Here is a 19,931-nt window from a genome sequence, read left to right on the forward strand (position 1 = left end):
CATTCCTCATGACTCATAAGCCAGCTTTAACGCTTTGACGGTCACTTGTAAGGGAAATGCGGAGTTGTTCAAACCATGTGCAGCAGATGTTCGGCGGAATTTAAATCTGCCCTACAATGTTAGTATCAACATAGACAAAAGGTTTATATATGATGCGCTGGTCCCTTATCCTCATATTTTTATCTGCAACCAATGCCTTTACAAAAACACTTCCTGAGTCTTTAGTCCCCATTTTCGAAGACGTGGCTTCGAAGGAGAATTCATCGCTTGCCTCCATCTCGTTTCATACTGGCGACTACAACTATGACGGTATTGAAGATGTACTGGCGCTTTACACTCTAGAGATCATTGGCGGTAATGCCTATTCGCAATATACAGCGTTAATGGTTGGTAAAGGTACAGGCGGCTACCGTGTCTATTTTACCGAGATCGGTGACAAAGCTACTCGTACAGTGACTTACAAATACTTTAAAGATGGAATCTTTCATTTTGATACAAACTATATAAAAGATGATGACCCATTTTGCTGTCCATCTGGTGTCGGTGTTCTATTCATGACTTTTGTACCAAACGAACTAGCATTGCATGATACTGACCTCGCGGCTAGTTTGACTCAATTTCGCTATCTTCATAGTAGGATTGAGGTAGAGAAAAACACTCTGCTAACCAATAAAACTTTATATTCTCGAATGATGTGTCAGGTTGCAGAGTTCATCCCCTACAATGCGCTATTCACCCAATTTAAATTTCAAAGCAATATGAACTTTCCGTTCAATGCCCCTCCAACACCTGCAAATTTATACGGATACTTTGCGTCTTCTAACTATCCTGAACAACTAAAGTTCGTGGATGATGTAATTGACGCTGTAGAGCGGACTCCTAATCTCATTGGAGGAAGAGGGTGTTCCGCTCACCTGTTAGACGCACTTAACAAAACATTCTGATCACAGGATAGAAACTTGTATGCTATTTGGTACTAACAAACTGTCCTATAATCTAAACTATCCGAGATTCAGAAACAGTCCCTATATAGGCCTGCATAATTCTTTGGTGTTGCGTCTAAATGTGGATTTATCAAGTATGAACAATGACTGTTAGTAGGAGATCCATATGCTATTTGAAAGCAATCCATTGCTCTCTGACTATAGAAAAAAATTTAAGGCTCGGCACCGATTCAGAGTCTTGCTCTACGTTTTGACAGCTTCGTGTGGCATAGGTTGGGCAACCAATTGGTATTACAGTGGGAGCGTCATCAATGCGCTGCTCACAGTTTTTTCCATAATCTATTTGCTAACCAGTTTCCCAACACGAAAGTCATTGTTAAAGCAAGATGCGGACAACCCCAAGTATAAAGTGTTCGCCAATATACTCATTACAGAATGTGAGCACGACGTTATCCGCAAGCATAACCTTGAAAAAGAAAATTTGAAGGAACTAGAAGAATATCTATCAAAACTTAGTAAAGACCAAAAGAAAGATTTATAGGCACACAGCCAGAAATGCATCTAACCGCACAAACAAAGCGTTCTTTTTAACACGGCTACCCACAATACCAATTCACTAGGAACTACATAGATTAGAAAAAGTAGTTTAAATACTTTTCCATAACAGATTTTGAATAAGTCCGCTTAACTTACACTTAATTCCTTGTCATACGCGGCCGATATATGGAGAAATATCAATGACCGCCACAGACCCTTTATGAATCTCATAGTAATCCCTTACTACTTTAATCGCTGATCCGTACTTATCTGATATACCTTTGTATATTGCTGGTTGCTTCGATAGCACACTAGTTAATGCTCTTCTCCCATTCAAGAATTTCAGTGGATAACGAGTGCCTACTACGTAGAGGTTTTTAGACTTTTCAGTATCATATTCAGCAAGTTCATAGAAATCTTTGAATAACCCATTCTGCCGTATTGACTCAGCCCCACCTTTCCAATCGATAAACTTGAATTCAGCTACTTGAAGGTTTGTTTCGAGATCAAATTTTCTACCAGTATTCCCCGCTCCTAAAGAAACACTTTGAACAACTTCCCCTTTTTTTAGAATATCTTTAAGTGAGTGCAATATTCCTGAGGCATGAATAATAACATTGATCTCTCCAGCAACTTTTTTTACAGCCAAGGCTGAAGCAACAAAGTCATCATCTATTTTTCTCTCAGAGCAATACTCTAATGAGTCGGCAGCACTAGCACCGATAATATCTTTTTCCAAGCGAGAAAGACTTTCAGTGAGAGAATTTCCTTGAAATTTACTAATTGCTTCAATTGCACTTTCAATGCTCATTTGTACCTTTACGCATAATGAAGTTAATCCGTATCTATATCCACATTACTAGTATTACGAAAAGTAAGTCAAATGATGCTTAGGTGAAGTGTGTACCCAATCGGACGTAACACTGAAAGAGACAAAAGTAAGATAAGAATTCTTGGGGCTTTTTGGGGCGCTAAATGGGACTATATTTTCCATTTTACTGTTTATACACCCAGTATTATCCCAAACAAAAAGCGCCCCAACCGGAGCGCTTCAGATTCAATTTTGGGTTATTCCCAATCAAGGATAACTTTGCCGGAAGCTCCGCTACGCATGGTGTCGAAGCCTTGTTGGAAATCATCCACCTTGAAGTGGTGGGTGATGATTGGCGTCAGATCCAGGCCTGATTGAATCAGGCTCGCCATCTTGTACCAGGTTTCAAACATTTCACGACCGTAGATGCCTTTGATGACCAGGCCTTTAAAGATCACCTGGTTCCAGTCAATCGCCATGTCTGATGGCGGAATACCCAGCAGAGCAATACGGCCACCGTGATTCATGGTTTGCAGCATTGAGCTAAACGCACTTGGTACACCGGACATTTCCAGGCCAACGTCAAAACCTTCAGTCATGCCCAGTTCTGCCATCACGTCTTGCAGTTTTTGCTCAGCCACGTTCACTGCGCGGGTCACGCCCATTTTACGCGCCAGTTCCAGGCGGTATTCGTTCACATCAGTGATCACCACATGGCGGGCACCAACGTGTTTTGCGACTGCGGCGGCCATGATACCGATCGGGCCGGCACCGGTGATAAGCACGTCTTCGCCAACCAGGTCAAACGACAGCGCGGTATGCACTGCATTACCGAACGGATCAAAAATAGACGCCAGATCATCAGAAATGCCTTCCGGGATCTTAAATGCGTTAAACGCAGGGATCACCAGATATTCAGCAAACGCACCGGTACGGTTTACACCCACACCAATGGTGTTACGACATAAGTGAGTACGGCCGCCACGGCAGTTACGGCAGTGACCACAGGTAATATGACCTTCACCAGAAACGCGGTCACCGATTTCGAAACCACGAACTTCCTGGCCAATCGCAACCACTTCACCCACGTATTCGTGGCCGACAACCATAGGAACAGGAATTGTCTTCTGTGACCATTCATCCCAGTTGTAGATGTGAACATCAGTACCACAGATCGCCGTTTTCTTAATGCGAATCAACAGATCGTTGTGGCCCATTTCTGGTTTGTCCACTTCGGTCATCCAGATGCCTTGTTCTGGCTTTAGCTTAGATAGCGCTTTGATTTTCATGTTCTTCACTCAATATACCCCGCGCTGTGCGAGGCAAAAAATACGATGTTTTCGGCTCAAGGCCGTATCACTTCGGGAGGAGTTTTCTCCTCAGCCTGAATCAATACGGCTCCGCACCGGGGATCAGATAAGCCCCATCTCTTTACCGACTTCGATAAAGGCATCAATGGCTTTGTCGAGTTGCTCACGAGAGTGTGCCGCAGACATTTGAGTACGGATACGAGCCTGGCCTTTAGGGACCACAGGGAAAGAGAAGCCAATCACGTAAATACCTTTCGCCAGAGCGCGCTCGGCAAATTCCGCAGCAACCTTCGCATCACCCAGCATAATTGGAATGATGGCATGGTCTGCGCCTGCCATGGTAAAACCGGCCTCAGTCATACGAGCACGGAAGTGCGCCGCGTTGTCCCACAAGTGAGTACGCAGTTCACCGCTTTCCTGCAGCAGATCCAGCACACGCAGAGACGCAGAAACAATGGCCGGAGCCACAGAGTTAGAGAACAGGTAAGGGCGAGAACGCTGGCGCAGCCAGTCGATCACTTCTTTCTTACCAGACGTGTAACCGCCTGATGCACCGCCCATCGCTTTACCCAGAGTACCTGTGATGATGTCAATACGATCAATCACGTTGTGGTATTCGTGGGTACCACGGCCGTTTTCGCCCATGAAACCAACCGCGTGCGAGTCATCAACCATCACCAGCGCATTGTATTTATCCGCCAGGTCACAAATCGCCGGCAGGTTAGCCACCACGCCGTCCATTGAGAACACACCGTCAGTCACGATCAGTTTGTTCCGTGCGCCTTTTTCATCGGCAGCGATCAGTTGCTCTTCCAACTCCTGCATGTTGTTGTTGCTGTAGCGGAAACGCATCGCTTTACATAAACGCACACCATCGATAATCGAAGCATGGTTTAGTGCGTCAGAAATGATCGCGTCTTCTTTGTCCAACAGGGTTTCAAACAGACCGGCGTTGGCATCAAAACATGAGGTGTAAAGAATGGTGTCTTCTTTACCCAGGAACTCAGACAGTTTTTGTTCCAGCGCTTTGTGAGTATCTTGCGTACCACAAATAAAACGTACCGATGCCATACCAAAACCGTGCGAGTCCATGCCCTCTTTCGCGGCTTCAATCAACGCCGGGTGGTTAGCCAGGCCAAGGTAGTTATTAGCGCAAAAGTTGAGAACATCTTCACCAGAGGAGATATGAACCGACGCTTGCTGTTGCGAGGTGATAATGCGCTCAGATTTGTAAAGACCCTCAGCTTTGACTTCCTCAAGCTGGTTGCGAATCTGTTGATAAAAAGCAGAAGACATTGCATTTTCCTTCTTTGTTCTTGGGTTGACGTGCAGTCAGTAGGGCCAGAGAACCGATCCTGTTTAGGATCCATTTACACTGTAAACATTCACTACCAGTAAGTGTAATCCAAGCACCAGAAAGGGATTATCCTGATTTGCGGAAAAACATTAGTGAATCATAGGAACAAATAGGGTTTATTATTTTCACATCGCACAAAAAACGCCCTTTCGGGCGCTTTGGTGTTGAATCTAAGCGGCTAATCAGCCAGGGAAGTGATGGAGCCGAACTTAGAAGAAACCCAGAGGGTTAACATCATAGCTCACCAACAGGTTTTTGGTGTTTTGGTAATGATCCAGCATCATCTTATGGGTTTCACGGCCAATACCTGATTTTTTGTAGCCACCGAATGCTGCGTGTGCCGGGTAAGCGTGGTAACAGTTGATCCACACGCGCCCTGCTTCAATATTGCGCCCCATACGGTAAGCCAGGTTGGTATCTCGGGTCCAGACACCGGCGCCGAGGCCGTATTCGGTATCATTGGCGATAGCCAGCGCTTCAGCTTCATCTTTAAAGGTGGTGATCGCGATAACCGGGCCAAAGATCTCTTCCTGGAAAACGCGCATTTTATTATGACCTGCCAGCATGGTCGGCTGAATATAGTAGCCTTGGCTGATATCGCCCTGTTGCAGCGCAGCAGCGCCTCCAAGCAGTACCTGAGCGCCTTCCTGACGGCCAATCTCCATATAGCTTAGAATCTTATCGAACTGTTCCTGTGAAGCCTGAGCGCCGACCTGGGTATCGGTATCCAGCGGGTTACCCTGCTTGATGGTTTTCGCACGCTCCACCAGCTTGGTAATAAACTTATCATAAATGTCTTCATGCACCAGCACCCGCGAAGGACAAGTACACACTTCGCCCTGGTTGAAGAAGCCCAGTAAGGTACCCTCCAGACATTTTTCCAGATACGCATCTTCATGATCAAAGATGTCAGCAAAGTAGATGTTTGGTGATTTACCGCCCAGCTCAACGGTGGATGGAATCAGGTTGTCAGCGGCACATTTGAGGATATGGTTGCCCACTTCGGTCGAACCGGTAAAGGCCAGTTTGGCGATGCGGTTGCTGGTCGCCAGCGCCTGGCCTGCTTCAGAACCGTAGCCATTAACCACGTTCACCACACCTGCTGGCAGCAGATCGCCGATGGTTTCCATCAGCACCAGAATAGACGTTGGCGTCTGTTCGGCAGGTTTGAGCACCACACAACAACCGGCCGCAATCGCAGGAGCCAGTTTCCATGCTGCCATCAGCATCGGGAAGTTCCATGGGATAATCTGGCCTACCACACCGATAGGTTCCGGGAAATGGTAAGCGGCCGTTGTCGCATCAATTTCGGCCGCACTGCCTTCCTGGGCACGAATACAGCCGGCAAAGTAACGGAAATGGTCGACGACTAATGGCAGGTCAGCCGCCAGTGTTTCACGGATTGGCTTACCGTTTTCCCAGCTTTCCACATACGCCAGTTTTTCTAAGTTTGCTTCTACGCGGTCAGCAATTTTAAGCAGCAGATTGGAACGTTCAGTCACACTGGTTCTGGCCCATTCTGCACGCACTTCATGGGCCGCATCCAGCGCCAGGCTGATATCTTCCGGGCCGGAACGTGCCACTTTACAGAACGGCTGGCCGTTGACCGGCGATGTGTTATCAAAATATTGGCCGTTGACTGGTTTTACCCACTGGCCGCCAATGAAATTATCGTAATGACTTTTGAAGTTGAAAATCGCGTTGTCCGATCCGGGTTGTGCATAAATCATCGTTCGTTCCTTCTTACTTTCTCGTTCACGTATAAATGGAGTGTTTATGTTTAAACAGCGCCGTTTGAGCTGATTATTGTGGTTATCGATGTTGGGTTGATGATTGCGCAGCAGGTCGCGATAAAAGACAGCATTGCCATACCTTGCTGCACCGTTGCTTTACTACACAACGCAAATCACAGGCCAGAATGAGAAATCTTGTTGTTAAATAAATGTAAAACTATGATTACCAATATGATTACAAGATCAGTGTCATCCGGGAACCGAAGTTGGGTACTGCCACCCAGTGTTCCAGTGTGCCAAAATGACACACTGCCACTGTGACAACATGGAACAGTTATGCAAATTCAATCAGTTAATCAAGACTGGCTGACCACGTCCTGGCACAGAAGCCAGCAAGCCGGTCTGAACCAAAGAAGTCAGCCAGAGCACATTCGCCTGCCAAACTATCAGTTGAAGGAACGTCAGTGGCGCGCGACCTATCTACTCGCTGCGGTAGAAAAATACGCGTTGCCCCTGTTTAACCAGATGTGCGCACACAGTGACAGTCGTCTGATTGTGACCGATCAGGAAGGCGTTATTCTTTCCAGCTGGGGACAATCCCGTTTCGAACAGCGTTTGACCGAGATAGCGCTTGAATCCGGTGCCTGCTGGCAGGAAAAAATCAAAGGCACCAACGCCATTGGCACCGCGATTTTTGAAGCCAGGCCAGTCACCATTATCGGTGACCAGCATTACATACGGCAGCATCACTTTATCAGTTGCTCCGCCTGTCCGGTGTTTAACCACCAAGGCGAGTTGATCGGTGTGCTGGACATTACCAGTGAGCAAAAACAGCACGATTTATCCACTCAGGTTCTGGTGCAAAACATGGTACAGCTGATCGAAAATCATCTGCTGTGCGATATTCCGCAAGGTACGATGCGAATTGATCTGGCCTGTGATCGCTCACTACTCAACAGTGGCTGGCAAGGCATTGTGATTGCGGATGAGAGCGGAAAAGTGCTGGCCCATAACCACATCGCCGCTCAGCTGCTGGCGCAAAACTCCGTGATTGGCCACTCGATTGAAGATTTGTTCGGCGCGCATTCTGCCGCTTTCGTGTATGAAAAGCATGAGCTAAAGTCACCACCGCACAAAGCGCGTCACTACTCTGCATCTTGCGACTTACATTTTGGCGATATGACGACCGAGCGAGCCTGGCAACAAGCCAACAAATTGATTGATAAAGACATTACGTTGTTGATTCTGGGCGAAACCGGCGTGGGTAAAGGTGAGTTCGTTAAGGCTCTGCATCAACGTAGCTCACGTAAAAACCAGACTCTGGTCAGTGTTAATTGCGGCGCGCTGCCTAAAGATTTGATCGAATCAGAGCTGTTCGGATATGTCGGGGGGGCGTTTACCGGAGCGAACAGTAAAGGCTATCAGGGCAAAATCAGACAAGCCGATCAAGGCATCTTGTTTTTAGATGAAATCGCCGATATGCCGCTTGAAGCGCAATCAAGGTTACTGCACGTACTGCAGGATAAACGGGTGGTGCCGGTGGGCTCCAATCAGAGTTATCAGGTTGATATTCAGATCATCGCCGCGACACACAAAGATCTGCAACAGGCCGTGGCTGAAGGTCGTTTTCGCCAGGATCTGTTCTATCGCCTTAATGGCTTGGTGTTGCCGCTACCTGCACTGCGCGAGCGCCAGGACAAAGCCGCATTAATTGAACATATTCATAACAAGTACCGGCTGGGTCAACAGACTTTGTGCCCTCATCTGATGAGCTTATTGTGCGGGTATGATTGGCCTGGCAATATTCGTGAACTCGATAACCTGATGAAGGTGGCTTGCCTGCTGGCGAGCGATGAGCCACAACTCAGGCTTGAGCATGTACCAGGTCATATCAGTCAGTCTCTGACCGCCAAAAAACGGCGCGAGCTGGCGACAGAAAGTGTTGATCTCAAAACCACGGTAGATGATACCCTGCTGCAAGCCTATCAGGCCAACCAGGGTAATATCAGCCGCACATCGAGAATGTTAGGGATAAGCCGCAACACCTTGTACCGAAAACTTAAAGCACTCGGCATACTCCAATAAGCCGATTGCTCTTGCCACTGATGTTCCTGCCAACTTCGGCTACGCAGTTGGCACGTTTTTTAACAGCATGAACGGTCTGCACGCCCCGTTTTCGCTGAATAATTCCGCAAAAAAACGGCCAATCTAACAAATATCTATGACCTGAATTCACAAAATAAGCTAAAATAAATACTTTCCTATCAATAACATATGTAGCCAAACTTTCTTTTTACCCCTTCCTGTTAACATTTTTTTTGGCACAGCGCACAGATTGACAGATAAAAAGCAATCACTGGACACTCATTACACATAAATCTGCAAGAATGAGACACTTTATCATGCTGTCACATCGTACTTTAAATCGAGCGTGACGACAGATTGTCATCGAATTCAATTCGTTGCCGGCTTGACCGCACAGCCAAAGAGCGCCTGGCAAATCCACATTGAATTTTAATTTAGTAACTGAAGAAAAATCGGACATGCTCAATACCAAACTGATAGGCCTGCTTCCTGACTTAGCGACTTTTATTTTAGTGGTCAACGAAGGCAGTTTTACTGCTGCAGCAAAAAAACTCGGAGTGACCCCCTCGGCGTTAAGTAAATTGATCACGCGTCTGGAGCAGGCGCTTTCAGTCAAACTGTTCGAACGTACTACTCGTAAGCTGGTGATCACCCAGGCAGGACAAAAGGTCTACGACCAATGCCTGGTGATGGTAAATGCGGCGCAACAGGCGGTGGAATTATCGGGATCAGACCATACGGAACCGTCAGGTTCATTGACCGTTGCCGCTCCTGAAGCGTTTTTAAACTCGGTGCTTCAGCCCTTTGTTATTCCATTTCTAAAGCAATATCCGCAGATCCAACTTAAGTTGCGCGCCGCCGATGGTGAGATAGATCTGTTTAAACATGACATTGATGTCGCATTTAAACTGACTGATAAACCGGATGAAAATCTGGTGTTGCGTGAGTTGTGTAAAACCAATCTGGTGCTGTGCGCCAGTCCGGAATATCTGGCTGAACGCGGTAATCCCGCCCATCCGACTGAACTTGCCCAGCATGACTGTTTGTATCTCGCCGAAACCAACAAAGACCACCTCTGGGATTTTCTCAAAGATGACGAGTTCCATACCGTTGCCGTGAGCGGGCGTTATGCCGTGAACCATTCGCAAATGCGCTTAAACGGGGTAAAAAACGGCCTGGGCATCGGTATTTTTCACGATTTTGTGGTGCAGGATGATTTGGCCAGCGGTAAAGTCGTGCAGTTACTCAAAGACTGGACGATCAAGAGTAACTACCATGGTGCAATTGCGATGCAATATGCGCAAACCAAATACATGCCGGCGCGGTTACGGGTGTTTATCGACTATGTGATGACACACCTGAGCGTGAAGTTAAATGACAAAGGCTGAATTAAGGACTGATTAACGGATGCTGAAGCGGTTACATCATGCAGCGATTATCTGCGCTGATTACCAGCGTTCTAAATACTTCTACAGTGAGATATTAGGGCTGGAGATAGTCGCAGAGAATTACCGTGCCGCGCGCGACTCATACAAACTTGATCTTGCTCTGCCGGATGGTGCACAAATTGAACTGTTTTCATTTCCGGATGCACCGCCACGCCCGAGTTATCCGGAAGCTCAGGGACTCCGCCATCTCGCTTTTGCCGTTGAGGATGTCAGGGAGGTAAAAACCATCCTGGAATCACAGGGGATCGAGGTAGAGCCAATCCGAATTGACGAGTACACCGGGCGCATGTTCACCTTTTTCCAGGATCCCGATGGATTGCCACTGGAAGTTTATCAAGCCTGATGGATCTCCAATCATGTCATGACCTGCAGGTAAAAAAGCCAGAATTTTGTCATTCTGGCTTTTTTACATCCATTGTCTCGTCCTGAAATGTGTTTACACATTGAGGACGACACACATCAACTCAGCATATAACGCAGGCGTGCAACACGGCTGAACAGCAGCCAGTCGAGCAATAACACGCTGATAATACTCAGCCCGGCCAACGGAAAAGCGACGCCTATCAGAATGAGCGTCACCAGCCCTACTTTCCAGATCCCCGCTTGCTCAAAACGCGGCGGCACGCCCAATTTTCCTTTGCCTGCCGGACGACGAATCCACCACATAACGCCCCCCGTCACGGCAATCAGAATAAACGACAAACAAAACACCACATTTAGCCATTTGTTTAGCGGGCTCAGATCACCCTGGTGCAGCGATACGCCAGCTGCCATCGCCTTGGCAAACAGAGTGTAGTCCTGCCAGGTCACGCCCATCAACACCTCGCCACTGTACTGGTCGAAATGCACCGTTTGATCGTCACGCGGATCATGAATATCGCCGGCCATGGTATTGGCGGTGACAGTGTAAACGCCTGTCGCGCCGGTCGGGAAAAACACCCGATAATAACCAAATCCCATCTGCTTGGCCTTCGCCATGATGGTATCGATATTCAGCGCGCCATGCCCCATGGCATGCACTTCGCCCATGCCCATTTTGGAGTGATCATGCGCCTCTTCCGGTTGCCCGCCTGCCATAGAGGGCGCGCCGGCAGCCATCGGCTGCTCCTCCATTACCGGATGCGTCGACTCGGGCATCGGCGTCAGTTCCAGGTTCCACGGCAGTTCTTTTTCTGTACCGTGGTTAAGGCTGGCATGCGTCATCGGCTTGGATTGCGGTTTTTCACCGTAGGTGTAGTAAGTCGGAAATGAGTTCCAGGTCTGAACAAACGTCCTGCCCCAGAACCCGGTCCAGGACAGACCGGAAATCAGGAAAAACAACAGCACAATAGAAAGCACGCCACCCAGATTCGCGTGCATATCACGCATCACGATGCGTGAGCCGCTGCCGAAACGGATTTTGAGAAAGCCCGAACGACTGGCGTTATCACGTGGCCACCATAAATATAACCCGGTCACGAGCAGCAAAATTCCCAGGCTGGCAGCAATTTCCAGCAGATAGTCTCCGGCATCACCGATCAACAAAGTGGCATGAATGCCATTCGCCAGCTGGTACCAGCTTTGAGTGCGGTCGATACTGCCCAGCACTTCCCCGCTGTATGGATTGACGGTAATAAACCGATCGCTGCCATCAGCCATCCGCACGGAAAATTTATTGGCAACATCAACGGCCTGCGCCGGGATAAACTCCGTCACAATGCCATGAGGATAAGCACTTTGCACCGCGGCCAGTTGCTGCGAAACCGCCACCTGATGGTGTTGGGGTGTTACCTGCAGGATATCGCTGTAACGAGCCTGCTCAATTTCACCGTCAAACATCATCACGATGCCAGTAACCGCCAGGATTAAAATAAACGGCACGACAAATAGACCGGCGTAAAAATGCCAGCGCCAGGTTAAAAAGTAGAGAGATTTTCCGCGCTCGACAGATTCGTGAGACGCGGCAGACATTCTCGACATGGAGTTTCCTTATACGATTCGGACGAACGGCCCCCTTCCGCTAAGACTGCGGGGAACCGCCTGAAATATGAATTATTTTGGGTTATTAAGATTTAACGTCGAGTCCTGGCAACGCCCGCCAGCCCACAATCATCGTTGATGCATCAAGAAGGCTCGGACGGCTTGCATCGGCAATATAACGCTCAGGACACATGACCGAATGGCGGGGCGCGGGGAATCGATAAGCCAAAGCGCTGCTTGCGCACAGTGAATGCATAACGCTCTGCGGTGAATAGCGACCTGCTTGCAACAGACTGAATGGTGGTCAGCCCGGCATAGTGAAAATTAGAGAAGTGCGCGCACGGGCAAGGTTTGCCATGCTGCGAATGAACTTTGGTGTGTTTGGGGTGAGTATGACCTTCAAACGGATGCGCCGTCTCAACATCACCGCTGGCCAATACGCAAAATGTTTGCCAGATATTCTGCTGGCCGCTGTGCGCATTGAGCACCGGCATCAACGTCACCAGCAGCCAACTTAGGACACTGGTACAGATCATAATGCGGTGAAAACGGCAAAGGAGGTTCATAAAGGTTCTCAAACAAATTGCCGCTACTATACCGACTCAGCAAAGTATACCGACTCAGCAGAGAATGTATATCTGATGGCAAAAATCAGCCCCGTAGTATCGGCGTAGTCTCGATCAACGTTCGTTTAACCGGCACTACGGAGCAGAATAAACCACAATAATGGGTAGTGATCAGCCGAACAGGCGTTTCCAGATACTTGGATTACGGCCTTCGTGATACTCTTTTTTCAGATTATCGACACTACGCAGTGACGTTTGCGCCGCTTCGAATTCACCATTTGCTAGTTCGTTCTCGATTTTATCCAGCGCGACACTCAGCTTATTAAAGCCTTCCAGGTAATAATCCTGTTTTTCCGGCGGATACTCACCCTGTTTGGCATGGGAGACCAGCTCGTTGAGTTGCGCGACCGGCGCTTTCATTTCCTCGATGCTCTGAGCCTCAGCGGCATGTTTAAATGCCAATTTCATCTGTTTCATCGTCTGCTTCAGATCGACCTCAGCAGCAAAAACCTGGCTGCTAAGTAACAATGCAGCACTCAGTATCATGCATTTCTTCATTATATCTGCCACCCTTTGAGTTCAGTCGCCCTAGTGTACTTGAATCTGATCATCCAATTTAAGCTGAAATTGTTTCAAATACTTACATTCGCCGCCCGGCTGACCAAAAACATTAAAGGTTCTGAAACGCTTCAACCGGATGACGTCCACGTAAAGCAAGAAATTGCACAAACTGCGCTGCGGTATGCGTGATGACTTTTTCCGACGCGATTCCTACCCGGTCCAAAAGCTCGCTGGCCAAGGCTAAGTTACCGACATCCTGGCAAAAATGCGCATCACTGCCCGTGGTAATCCAGGCTCCGCACGCTTTGGCAATTTGTGCAATTTCATAGCATCGGTCAACGCTACCTGCGCGGCTGTGCCCCTTCAGAGTACTGTTATTAATTTCAATCGCGACATTGTGCTGTGCGGCACAATCAATCACCGGCTGAAAATCAAAGTCAAAATGCGGATTACCAAGATGGCCCAGAGCATCAACACGGCCGCTGCGAATGACGTTCAGCAGCGCTTCAGTATGTTGTGCTTTCGTGCCTGGGCGAAATACCGGCTCGTGAAAACTGGCAATGACCCAGTCTAGATTCTGATCCACTGAAGGATGGATATCTATCTCTCCGGCGGTATTGAGTATATTGGATTCAACGCCACGAACCACCGCGACACCGTGCAGAAAACGCGGTAAAACGCGTTGATTGGAGAAGAACCAATAGTGCGGTGCTCCGGGCATCGACTCTGAATGGTCTGTGGTACAGAACATGGTCAGATCCTGCTTGGCCGCTGACTGGGCATTCTCAATCAATGTGCTGTAAGCATGCCCGCTGGCATACGTGTGGGTGTGGGTATCAACCGCTAATTTCATCGCTACTTCCCTCCGTTATTCAATCAGTTTAACAATATCCCCTGGTGGATACCAATCTCTGAATGGTGCTGCTGATGACGACTGAGATGTGAACGGCCCTGCTTAACGACACGAAATTTGTGAGCCCTAAACAACTTTCAGCAAAATAGAAACTCGCTAATTGGTTGATTTTTGCAAGTTATGGAACTTGAACAATACTTATACCATCGTCGAACTAGAGATGGCTTTATGACCAAACGTTGCTACCCGCTGAGCATTCAAATCAGTACATTATTTGTCGTTTTAGTAACATTAGTTGGATCAGCATTAATTGCTGTCAGTTACTATCATTCACAGCAGTTACTGACCACCAGTGCCAAAGAGCTCAGCCATGAAAATAGCCGCAAACTTGAAGCAGCGTTTAGTCAGAACGCGTCACCGGTACTGACAACTCTCGATTTCATGGCTTTTAGTCACTTTGTCGATCAGGGTTTGCCGCCCCAGGAAGCGAAAAACTGGTTTGCGGCGCTAAGCCTGGTGTTTAAACGTAATCAGGATTTAATTGCACTGTATTACGGTAATAATCAGGGCGACTTTACGATGATAAGGCCGCTTAACAGTGCCGAAGCACGCAAACAGTTTGACGCACCTCCGGAAGCACAACTGTTTATTAACCGCACCCGGATGGATGGCAGCAGTATCGTATTATTTGTCGATAGCGAACTGAATACTATGATGACTCGCCAGAGCCACGACAATACATACGACCCACGAGAGCGCCCGTGGTACATCCAGGCTCAAGACGATGGCGTTACACGACTCACCGAGCCCTACTCTTTTCACTTTCTCCAAACCCACGGTGTCACACTTTCCAGACGCTCTTATGATGGTCAAACCGTGGTAGCGGCAGACTTCACGTTAAATTCACTCTCTAACCAGATGGCCCGTATCGGTTATTCGCCCGATGCCAAACTCGCGCTATTCGATCATCAATTCCGCCTGCTGGCTGAACACAATACCGGGATGACGGTGAGCGACAGCGATCAGCAAACCAAACAAAAACTGGCCTCCGGTATTTTCGGTTCGATAGCCAACCGTATCAGCAGCCAAACCTTATACACCACCACCCATTTTGCCTCTGACGAATGGTCCGTCACCCTGACCCCGGTGACGCTCAACGAGCACGTCCATCTGCTCCTGGCGGAAGCAACGCCTCAAAAAGCGCTACTAGCTAACCTGCTGTCTATGCGCGATCAGCAAATCATGGTCGCCATTTTTCTACTGATGGGCTGTTTCCTGATTGTCTGGTTCACGGCGCGGCGTCTGGCCAGTCCGCTGGAAAACCTGGTGGTACAGACAGATAACATCGCGCGCTTTGATTTTCAGAAAACCCGCTATCCGAAAAGCGTGATCAAAGAGGTGGCCGATCTTACTCAGTCCATCGAATTGATGGAACACACTCTGCACGACCTGCTGAAATTATTGCGTGAAACCGCTTCGAATCAGGACTTTGATGTGCTGGCGAAAACCATTACTCATCAGAGTTACATCGTGACCAGAGCGGAAACCATTTTGCTCTATTTGTATTCGAATGAATGTCAAACGTTCACGATTGCCGCCAATCATGCAATTATTCCGTTCAAAATCGATATCAATCAGTTAGTTCAGGACACACCCTGGCTACTTTCTGAACTGAAGAAAGGGGAACTGGTTCACCTGACTCGTGATGACAATATCCTGCGCAAACACAAAGACTATTTGTTTAACAGCGATATCTATCTTTTCCCGTTACTTAACCGCCATCGTCAGCTCGTCGGCGTACTCAATCTCAGCTATGAACGCACCACCACCAAGGCACAACTCGATAAACACGCGTTTTTACGTGAGGTACTCAGTTTTGCTGAAATAGCCAAAGACAATATCGACAAAATGCAGCAGCAAAAAGATATGCTGAATGCCTTCATCGCCTTGATCGCCTCTGCCATCGATACCAAATCTCCATACACTGGCGGACATTGCCAGCGTGTCCCCGAGCTCGCCAAGATGCTGGCCAAAGCTGCGGTGGAGGATCATCATTACTTCCCACGCTTCACCATGAACAGTGAACAATGGGAAGAGCTTAATCTGGCCGCCTGGATGCATGACTGCGGTAAAGTCACCACGCCTGAGTTCGTAGTTGATAAAGCCACCAAGCTCGAGACCATTTATGATCGTATCCATGAGATACGCATGCGTTTCGAACTGCTCAAAATGCAAGCTGAAGCCGAGTATTGGCAAGCCGTTGCTCAGGGCGGCGACCCAACTGAACTTCAACAGCAACTGGACAGCACCCGACACACGTTAGACGAGGAGTTCAGTTTTGTCGCTCAATGCAACATCGGCTCTGAATTTATGCGCGATGAGGACATTGAACGCTTGCAACAAATTGCCAGGCGTCAATGGAAACGGACTCTGGACAACAGGCTGGGCGTTTCCCATCTGGAACAACAACGTTACCCTGACAATGGGAGCCTGCCCGTTATGGAAGGCTTGCTGGCCGATAAACCAGAGCACCTAATCGCCTGGGCCAAAGACACCCAACCAGCAGCGGTACAGCAGTCAGAGTTCACACTCAAACCGCTCGATGTCCAATACAATCGCGGCGAGCTACATAATTTGAGTATTCGCAGTGGTACGCTGACCGATGAAGAGCGCTTCGTCATTAATGACCATATTATTCAGACTATCGAAATGCTGCGTCGCCTGCCCTATCCGGAACATCTGCAGAATGTGCCGGACATTGCTGGCAACCACCATGAACGTATGGATGGGAAAGGTTATCCGCGCGGGCTGAACGAAGAGCAGTTATCAATCCCGGCCCGGATCATGGCCATCGCTGATGTGTTTGAAGCCCTGACATCCAGTGACCGGCCTTACAAAAAAGCCAAAACGCTGACTGAGTCGATAGCCATCATGACCCAGATGGCAACCTCGGGCCACATTGACCCTAAACTGTATGTGCTGTTTCTGGAGACCGGTGTTTATGCTGAATACGCCCAGCGCTTCTTAGATACGCAGCAATGTACTAAGGTCGATATTGACGAAGAGATTAAAACCGTTAAAGCCTTTATGAAGGCTCAGTTTTAAAAACAAGGCCGGTTCGGAGATAAATTCAAACTAAGTTTACCAGTCAGTACCTTTAAAAATTAGTAAGTTAGCTAAAAAGTAACTCAATTATTGGTCGATTGCGCTATCAATAGTTGATGTGTGTCAAATTGTCGTAGACAATACCCCTCCGGGCGAGATCTCATATTTGCTATTTATGTGATCTCCCTATCGGTTTTGCCTATCGACAATATAGGCATCACCTTCTTTCTATTTGTGTATTGCGCTGCTAGGGTTGGCGCATGCTAACTACCTCGTTTTTAAGGGAAAGATGATGGTAATACCTGAAAACAGCAGCATCGTGATTTTTGGTGCTTCGGGCGACTTAACTTACCGTAAGTTGGTTCCTGCTCTGTATCATCTGTATGCAAGCAAGCAATTGCCTGAGTCCTTTGCTATTTTGGGCGTGAGCCGTACTGAATACAGTGATGAATCATACCGCGAGAAGCTGAAACGCTCGCTTCAGGAACTGGAGAAAACAGAACCTGAAATCCTTGATGCCTTCTGTGAACACCTTCACTATCAAGCTATTAATACATCCGACCAGGATGATTACTCAAAACTGACCACCCGCCTTGACCAACTGGCTGATAAATACAACCAGACTGAACGCAATACACTCTTCTATCTCGCGACGCCGCCAAGTCTTTACGGTGTGATCCCTGCGTGTCTTGCCTCTCAGGGTCTGAACGATGAATCCAATGGCTGGAAACGCCTGATCATTGAGAAACCGTTCGGTTACGACCTTAAATCCGCTCAAGAGCTGGATATCGAAATCCATAACCACTTCAAAGAACATCAGATTTACCGCATTGACCACTATTTGGGCAAAGAAACCGTGCAAAACCTACTGGTTTTCCGTTTTGCTAACGGTATGTTTGAACCACTTTGGAACCGTAACTTCATCGATTACGTTGAAATTACCGGTGCGGAGTTCCTGGGCGTAGAAGGCCGCGGTGGTTATTACGATGGTTCAGGCGCAGTGCGCGACATGTTCCAGAACCACCTGCTGCAAGTTCTGGCCATGGTGGGTATGGAGCCGCCGGCGGCTATCAACGCCAATTCCATTCGTAACGAAGTGAATAAAGTCCTGCAGAGCCTGCAACCGCTCTCCGATGACGACTTGCGTAACAACCTGGTATTGGGTCAGTACACCGAATCTGAAGTTCGTGGCAAATTCCTTCCGGGTTACCGCGACGAACCGGGCGTGGCTGAAGATTCACGTACCGAAACCTATATGGCACTGAAGATGTTTATCAACAACTGGCGTTGGAATGGCGTACCATTCTACGTGCGCAGTGGTAAACGCCTGCCAACCCGCGTGACTGAAGTGGTTATCCACTTTAAGCGTACGCCGCACCCAGTGTTTGGTCAAAATGCGCCAGAGAACAAGCTCATCATCCGTATTCAGCCTGACGAAGGCATTCTGATGAGCTTCGGTCTGAAAGAGCCGGGCGCAGGCTTTAAGGCAAAAGAAGTGTCAATGAACTTCCACTATGCCTCTCTGGAAGAGACCAAAATGCTGACAGCATACGAGCGTCTGCTTCTGGATGCACTGAACGGTGATGCGACACTATTTGCGCGCACGGATGCCGTGGAAGCGTGCTGGCGATTTGTTCAGCCAATTCTGGACTTCAAACAAGATCCTCAATCTCTGTACGGCTACGCCTGCGGTACATGGGGACCTAAAGAATCCGATGACCTGCTGAGCAATGATGGCCGTGAATGGCGCTTCCCTTGTAAAAATCTGACCAATACGGACTATTGCGAACTATGATCAATCACAAAATTCTGCCAACCGCGGATGCCGTTGTGGAATCCCTCGCGAATGATATGAAGTCATTCAGCGAGCTGGGCCGCCCGGTACACATTTCTCTGTCTGGCGGCAGCACACCAAAAATGCTGTTCAAACTGTTGGCCTCTGAGCCATATGTAAGCTCTATTCAGTGGCAAAACCTGCACTTCTGGTGGGGTGATGAGCGCTGCGTAGCGCCGGATGATGCAGAAAGCAACTACGGTGAAGCGAACACTCTGCTGTTCAGCCAAATCGACATCCCGGCTGGTAACATTCACCGTATTTTGGGTGAAAACGAGCCTCAGGCAGAAGCTGAACGCTTTGCTCAAGAAATGGCTGACGTGATTCCATCAGACAATGGGACGCCTGTCTTTGACTGGATCCTGCTGGGTGTCGGCGCTGACGGCCACACTGCATCTCTGTTCCCGGGTAAAACCAACTACGATGATGAGAACTTGTCTGTCGTCGCCTCTCACCCTGAATCAGGCCAGCTTCGTGTGTCTAAAACCGCGAAGGTACTGGAAGCAGCAAAACGTATTAGTTACCTTGTTCTTGGCGCTGGTAAGGCCGAGATCGTTTATGAAATTCACACCACTCCTGCTGAAGATCTGCCGTATCCAGCAGCGAAAATCCAGTCTTCGGCTGGTGAAACAGAGTGGTTTTTAGATTTAGACGCAGCAGCGAAGATTGCGTGAAGGAGAGAAAAATGAAAGGCGATATTGGTGTAATTGGCCTGGCAGTCATGGGCCAGAACCTTATCCTGAACATGAACGACCACGGCTTTAAAGTGGTGGCACATAACCGTACTGCGGCGAAAGTCGACGAATTCCTGCAAGGCCCGGCGAAAGG

17 protein-coding genes are annotated in these 19,931 nt (G+C 48.3%); 9 read left to right on the forward strand and 8 right to left on the reverse strand.

What is annotated here, in order from left to right:
• Positions 1-149 precede the first annotated feature (149 nt).
• Both E6C74_RS15660 and E6C74_RS15665 read left to right on the forward strand, forming a co-directional pair.
• Positions 150-944 (forward strand): hypothetical protein, encoded by a 795-nt coding sequence (locus E6C74_RS15660; protein WP_136486922.1) that lies wholly within the window; start codon positions 150-152, stop codon positions 942-944.
• Positions 945-1,110: 166 nt separating this feature from the next.
• On the forward strand, positions 1,111-1,485 hold the full coding sequence (locus E6C74_RS15665; protein ID WP_136486924.1) for a hypothetical protein: 375 nt from the start codon (positions 1,111-1,113) through the stop codon (positions 1,483-1,485).
• Between the two features lie 165 nt (positions 1,486-1,650).
• On the opposite strand, the gene E6C74_RS15670 is transcribed toward E6C74_RS15665, so the two are convergent.
• From E6C74_RS15670 to E6C74_RS15685, 4 genes are all read right to left on the reverse strand, one after another.
• Positions 1,651-2,292, reverse strand: coding sequence for a hypothetical protein (locus E6C74_RS15670; protein ID WP_136486926.1), 642 nt, complete (start codon positions 2,290-2,292; stop codon positions 1,651-1,653).
• Positions 2,293-2,549: 257 nt separating this feature from the next.
• Positions 2,550-3,581 (reverse strand): L-threonine 3-dehydrogenase, encoded by a 1,032-nt coding sequence (gene tdh / locus E6C74_RS15675; protein WP_136486928.1) that lies wholly within the window; start codon positions 3,579-3,581, stop codon positions 2,550-2,552.
• 123 nt (positions 3,582-3,704) lie between these two features.
• Positions 3,705-4,898, reverse strand: a complete 1,194-nt coding sequence (locus tag E6C74_RS15680; RefSeq protein WP_136486930.1) for a glycine C-acetyltransferase — start codon at positions 4,896-4,898, stop codon at positions 3,705-3,707.
• Between the two features lie 270 nt (positions 4,899-5,168).
• On the reverse strand, positions 5,169-6,689 hold the full coding sequence (locus tag E6C74_RS15685; RefSeq protein WP_136486932.1) for an aldehyde dehydrogenase family protein: 1,521 nt from the start codon (positions 6,687-6,689) through the stop codon (positions 5,169-5,171).
• A 339-nt stretch (positions 6,690-7,028) separates the two neighbouring features.
• On the opposite strand from E6C74_RS15685, the gene E6C74_RS15690 reads away from it, so the two are divergent.
• The 3 genes from E6C74_RS15690 to E6C74_RS15700 all read left to right on the forward strand — a co-directional run bounded on the left by E6C74_RS15690 (position 7,029) and on the right by E6C74_RS15700 (position 10,568).
• Positions 7,029-8,777, forward strand: coding sequence for a sigma-54-dependent Fis family transcriptional regulator (locus tag E6C74_RS15690; RefSeq protein ID WP_136486934.1), 1,749 nt, complete (start codon positions 7,029-7,031; stop codon positions 8,775-8,777).
• A gap of 458 nt (positions 8,778-9,235) precedes the next feature.
• Complete coding sequence (locus E6C74_RS15695; RefSeq protein ID WP_136486936.1) at positions 9,236-10,165, forward strand: LysR family transcriptional regulator; 930 nt, start codon at positions 9,236-9,238, stop codon at positions 10,163-10,165.
• A 19-nt stretch (positions 10,166-10,184) separates the two neighbouring features.
• Positions 10,185-10,568 (forward strand): VOC family protein, encoded by a 384-nt coding sequence (locus E6C74_RS15700; RefSeq protein ID WP_136486938.1) that lies wholly within the window; start codon positions 10,185-10,187, stop codon positions 10,566-10,568.
• 116 nt (positions 10,569-10,684) lie between these two features.
• Here E6C74_RS15700 and E6C74_RS15705 read toward each other — a convergent pair whose 3' ends face one another.
• The 4 genes from E6C74_RS15705 to E6C74_RS15720 form a co-directional block, all read right to left on the reverse strand.
• Positions 10,685-12,184: a PepSY domain-containing protein gene (locus E6C74_RS15705; RefSeq protein ID WP_136486940.1), complete on the reverse strand. Its 1,500-nt coding sequence runs from the start codon at positions 12,182-12,184 to the stop codon at positions 10,685-10,687.
• 182 nt (positions 12,185-12,366) lie between these two features.
• Entirely contained in the window at positions 12,367-12,750 is a 384-nt protein-coding gene (locus E6C74_RS15710; protein WP_136486942.1) for a hypothetical protein, read from the reverse strand.
• A 171-nt stretch (positions 12,751-12,921) separates the two neighbouring features.
• A complete protein-coding gene (locus E6C74_RS15715; protein ID WP_136486944.1) occupies positions 12,922-13,308 on the reverse strand; it encodes a cytochrome b562 in 387 nt (128 codons plus the stop codon).
• A 112-nt stretch (positions 13,309-13,420) separates the two neighbouring features.
• On the reverse strand, positions 13,421-14,164 hold the full coding sequence (locus E6C74_RS15720) for a phosphatase (RefSeq protein WP_136486946.1): 744 nt from the start codon (positions 14,162-14,164) through the stop codon (positions 13,421-13,423).
• A gap of 228 nt (positions 14,165-14,392) precedes the next feature.
• Here E6C74_RS15720 and E6C74_RS15725 point away from each other — a divergent pair, with 228 nt between their 5' ends.
• From E6C74_RS15725 to E6C74_RS15740, 4 genes are all read left to right on the forward strand, one after another.
• Complete coding sequence (locus tag E6C74_RS15725; protein ID WP_136486948.1) at positions 14,393-17,269, forward strand: HD domain-containing phosphohydrolase; 2,877 nt, start codon at positions 14,393-14,395, stop codon at positions 17,267-17,269.
• 292 nt (positions 17,270-17,561) lie between these two features.
• Positions 17,562-19,064, forward strand: a complete 1,503-nt coding sequence (gene zwf, locus E6C74_RS15730) for a glucose-6-phosphate dehydrogenase (protein WP_168797043.1) — start codon at positions 17,562-17,564, stop codon at positions 19,062-19,064.
• Positions 19,061-19,777: a 6-phosphogluconolactonase gene (gene pgl / locus E6C74_RS15735; RefSeq protein ID WP_136486952.1), complete on the forward strand. Its 717-nt coding sequence runs from the start codon at positions 19,061-19,063 to the stop codon at positions 19,775-19,777. Before zwf ends, pgl begins: the two co-directional genes overlap by 4 nt.
• Positions 19,778-19,788: 11 nt before the next feature.
• Positions 19,789-19,931: NAD(P)-binding domain-containing protein (locus tag E6C74_RS15740; protein WP_136486954.1), on the forward strand; the 143-nt coding region annotated here is incomplete at its 3' end.

It is taken from the genome of Vibrio sp. H11 (genome assembly GCF_004804295.1).
GTDB lineage: Bacteria > Pseudomonadota > Gammaproteobacteria > Enterobacterales > Vibrionaceae > Vibrio > Vibrio ostreae.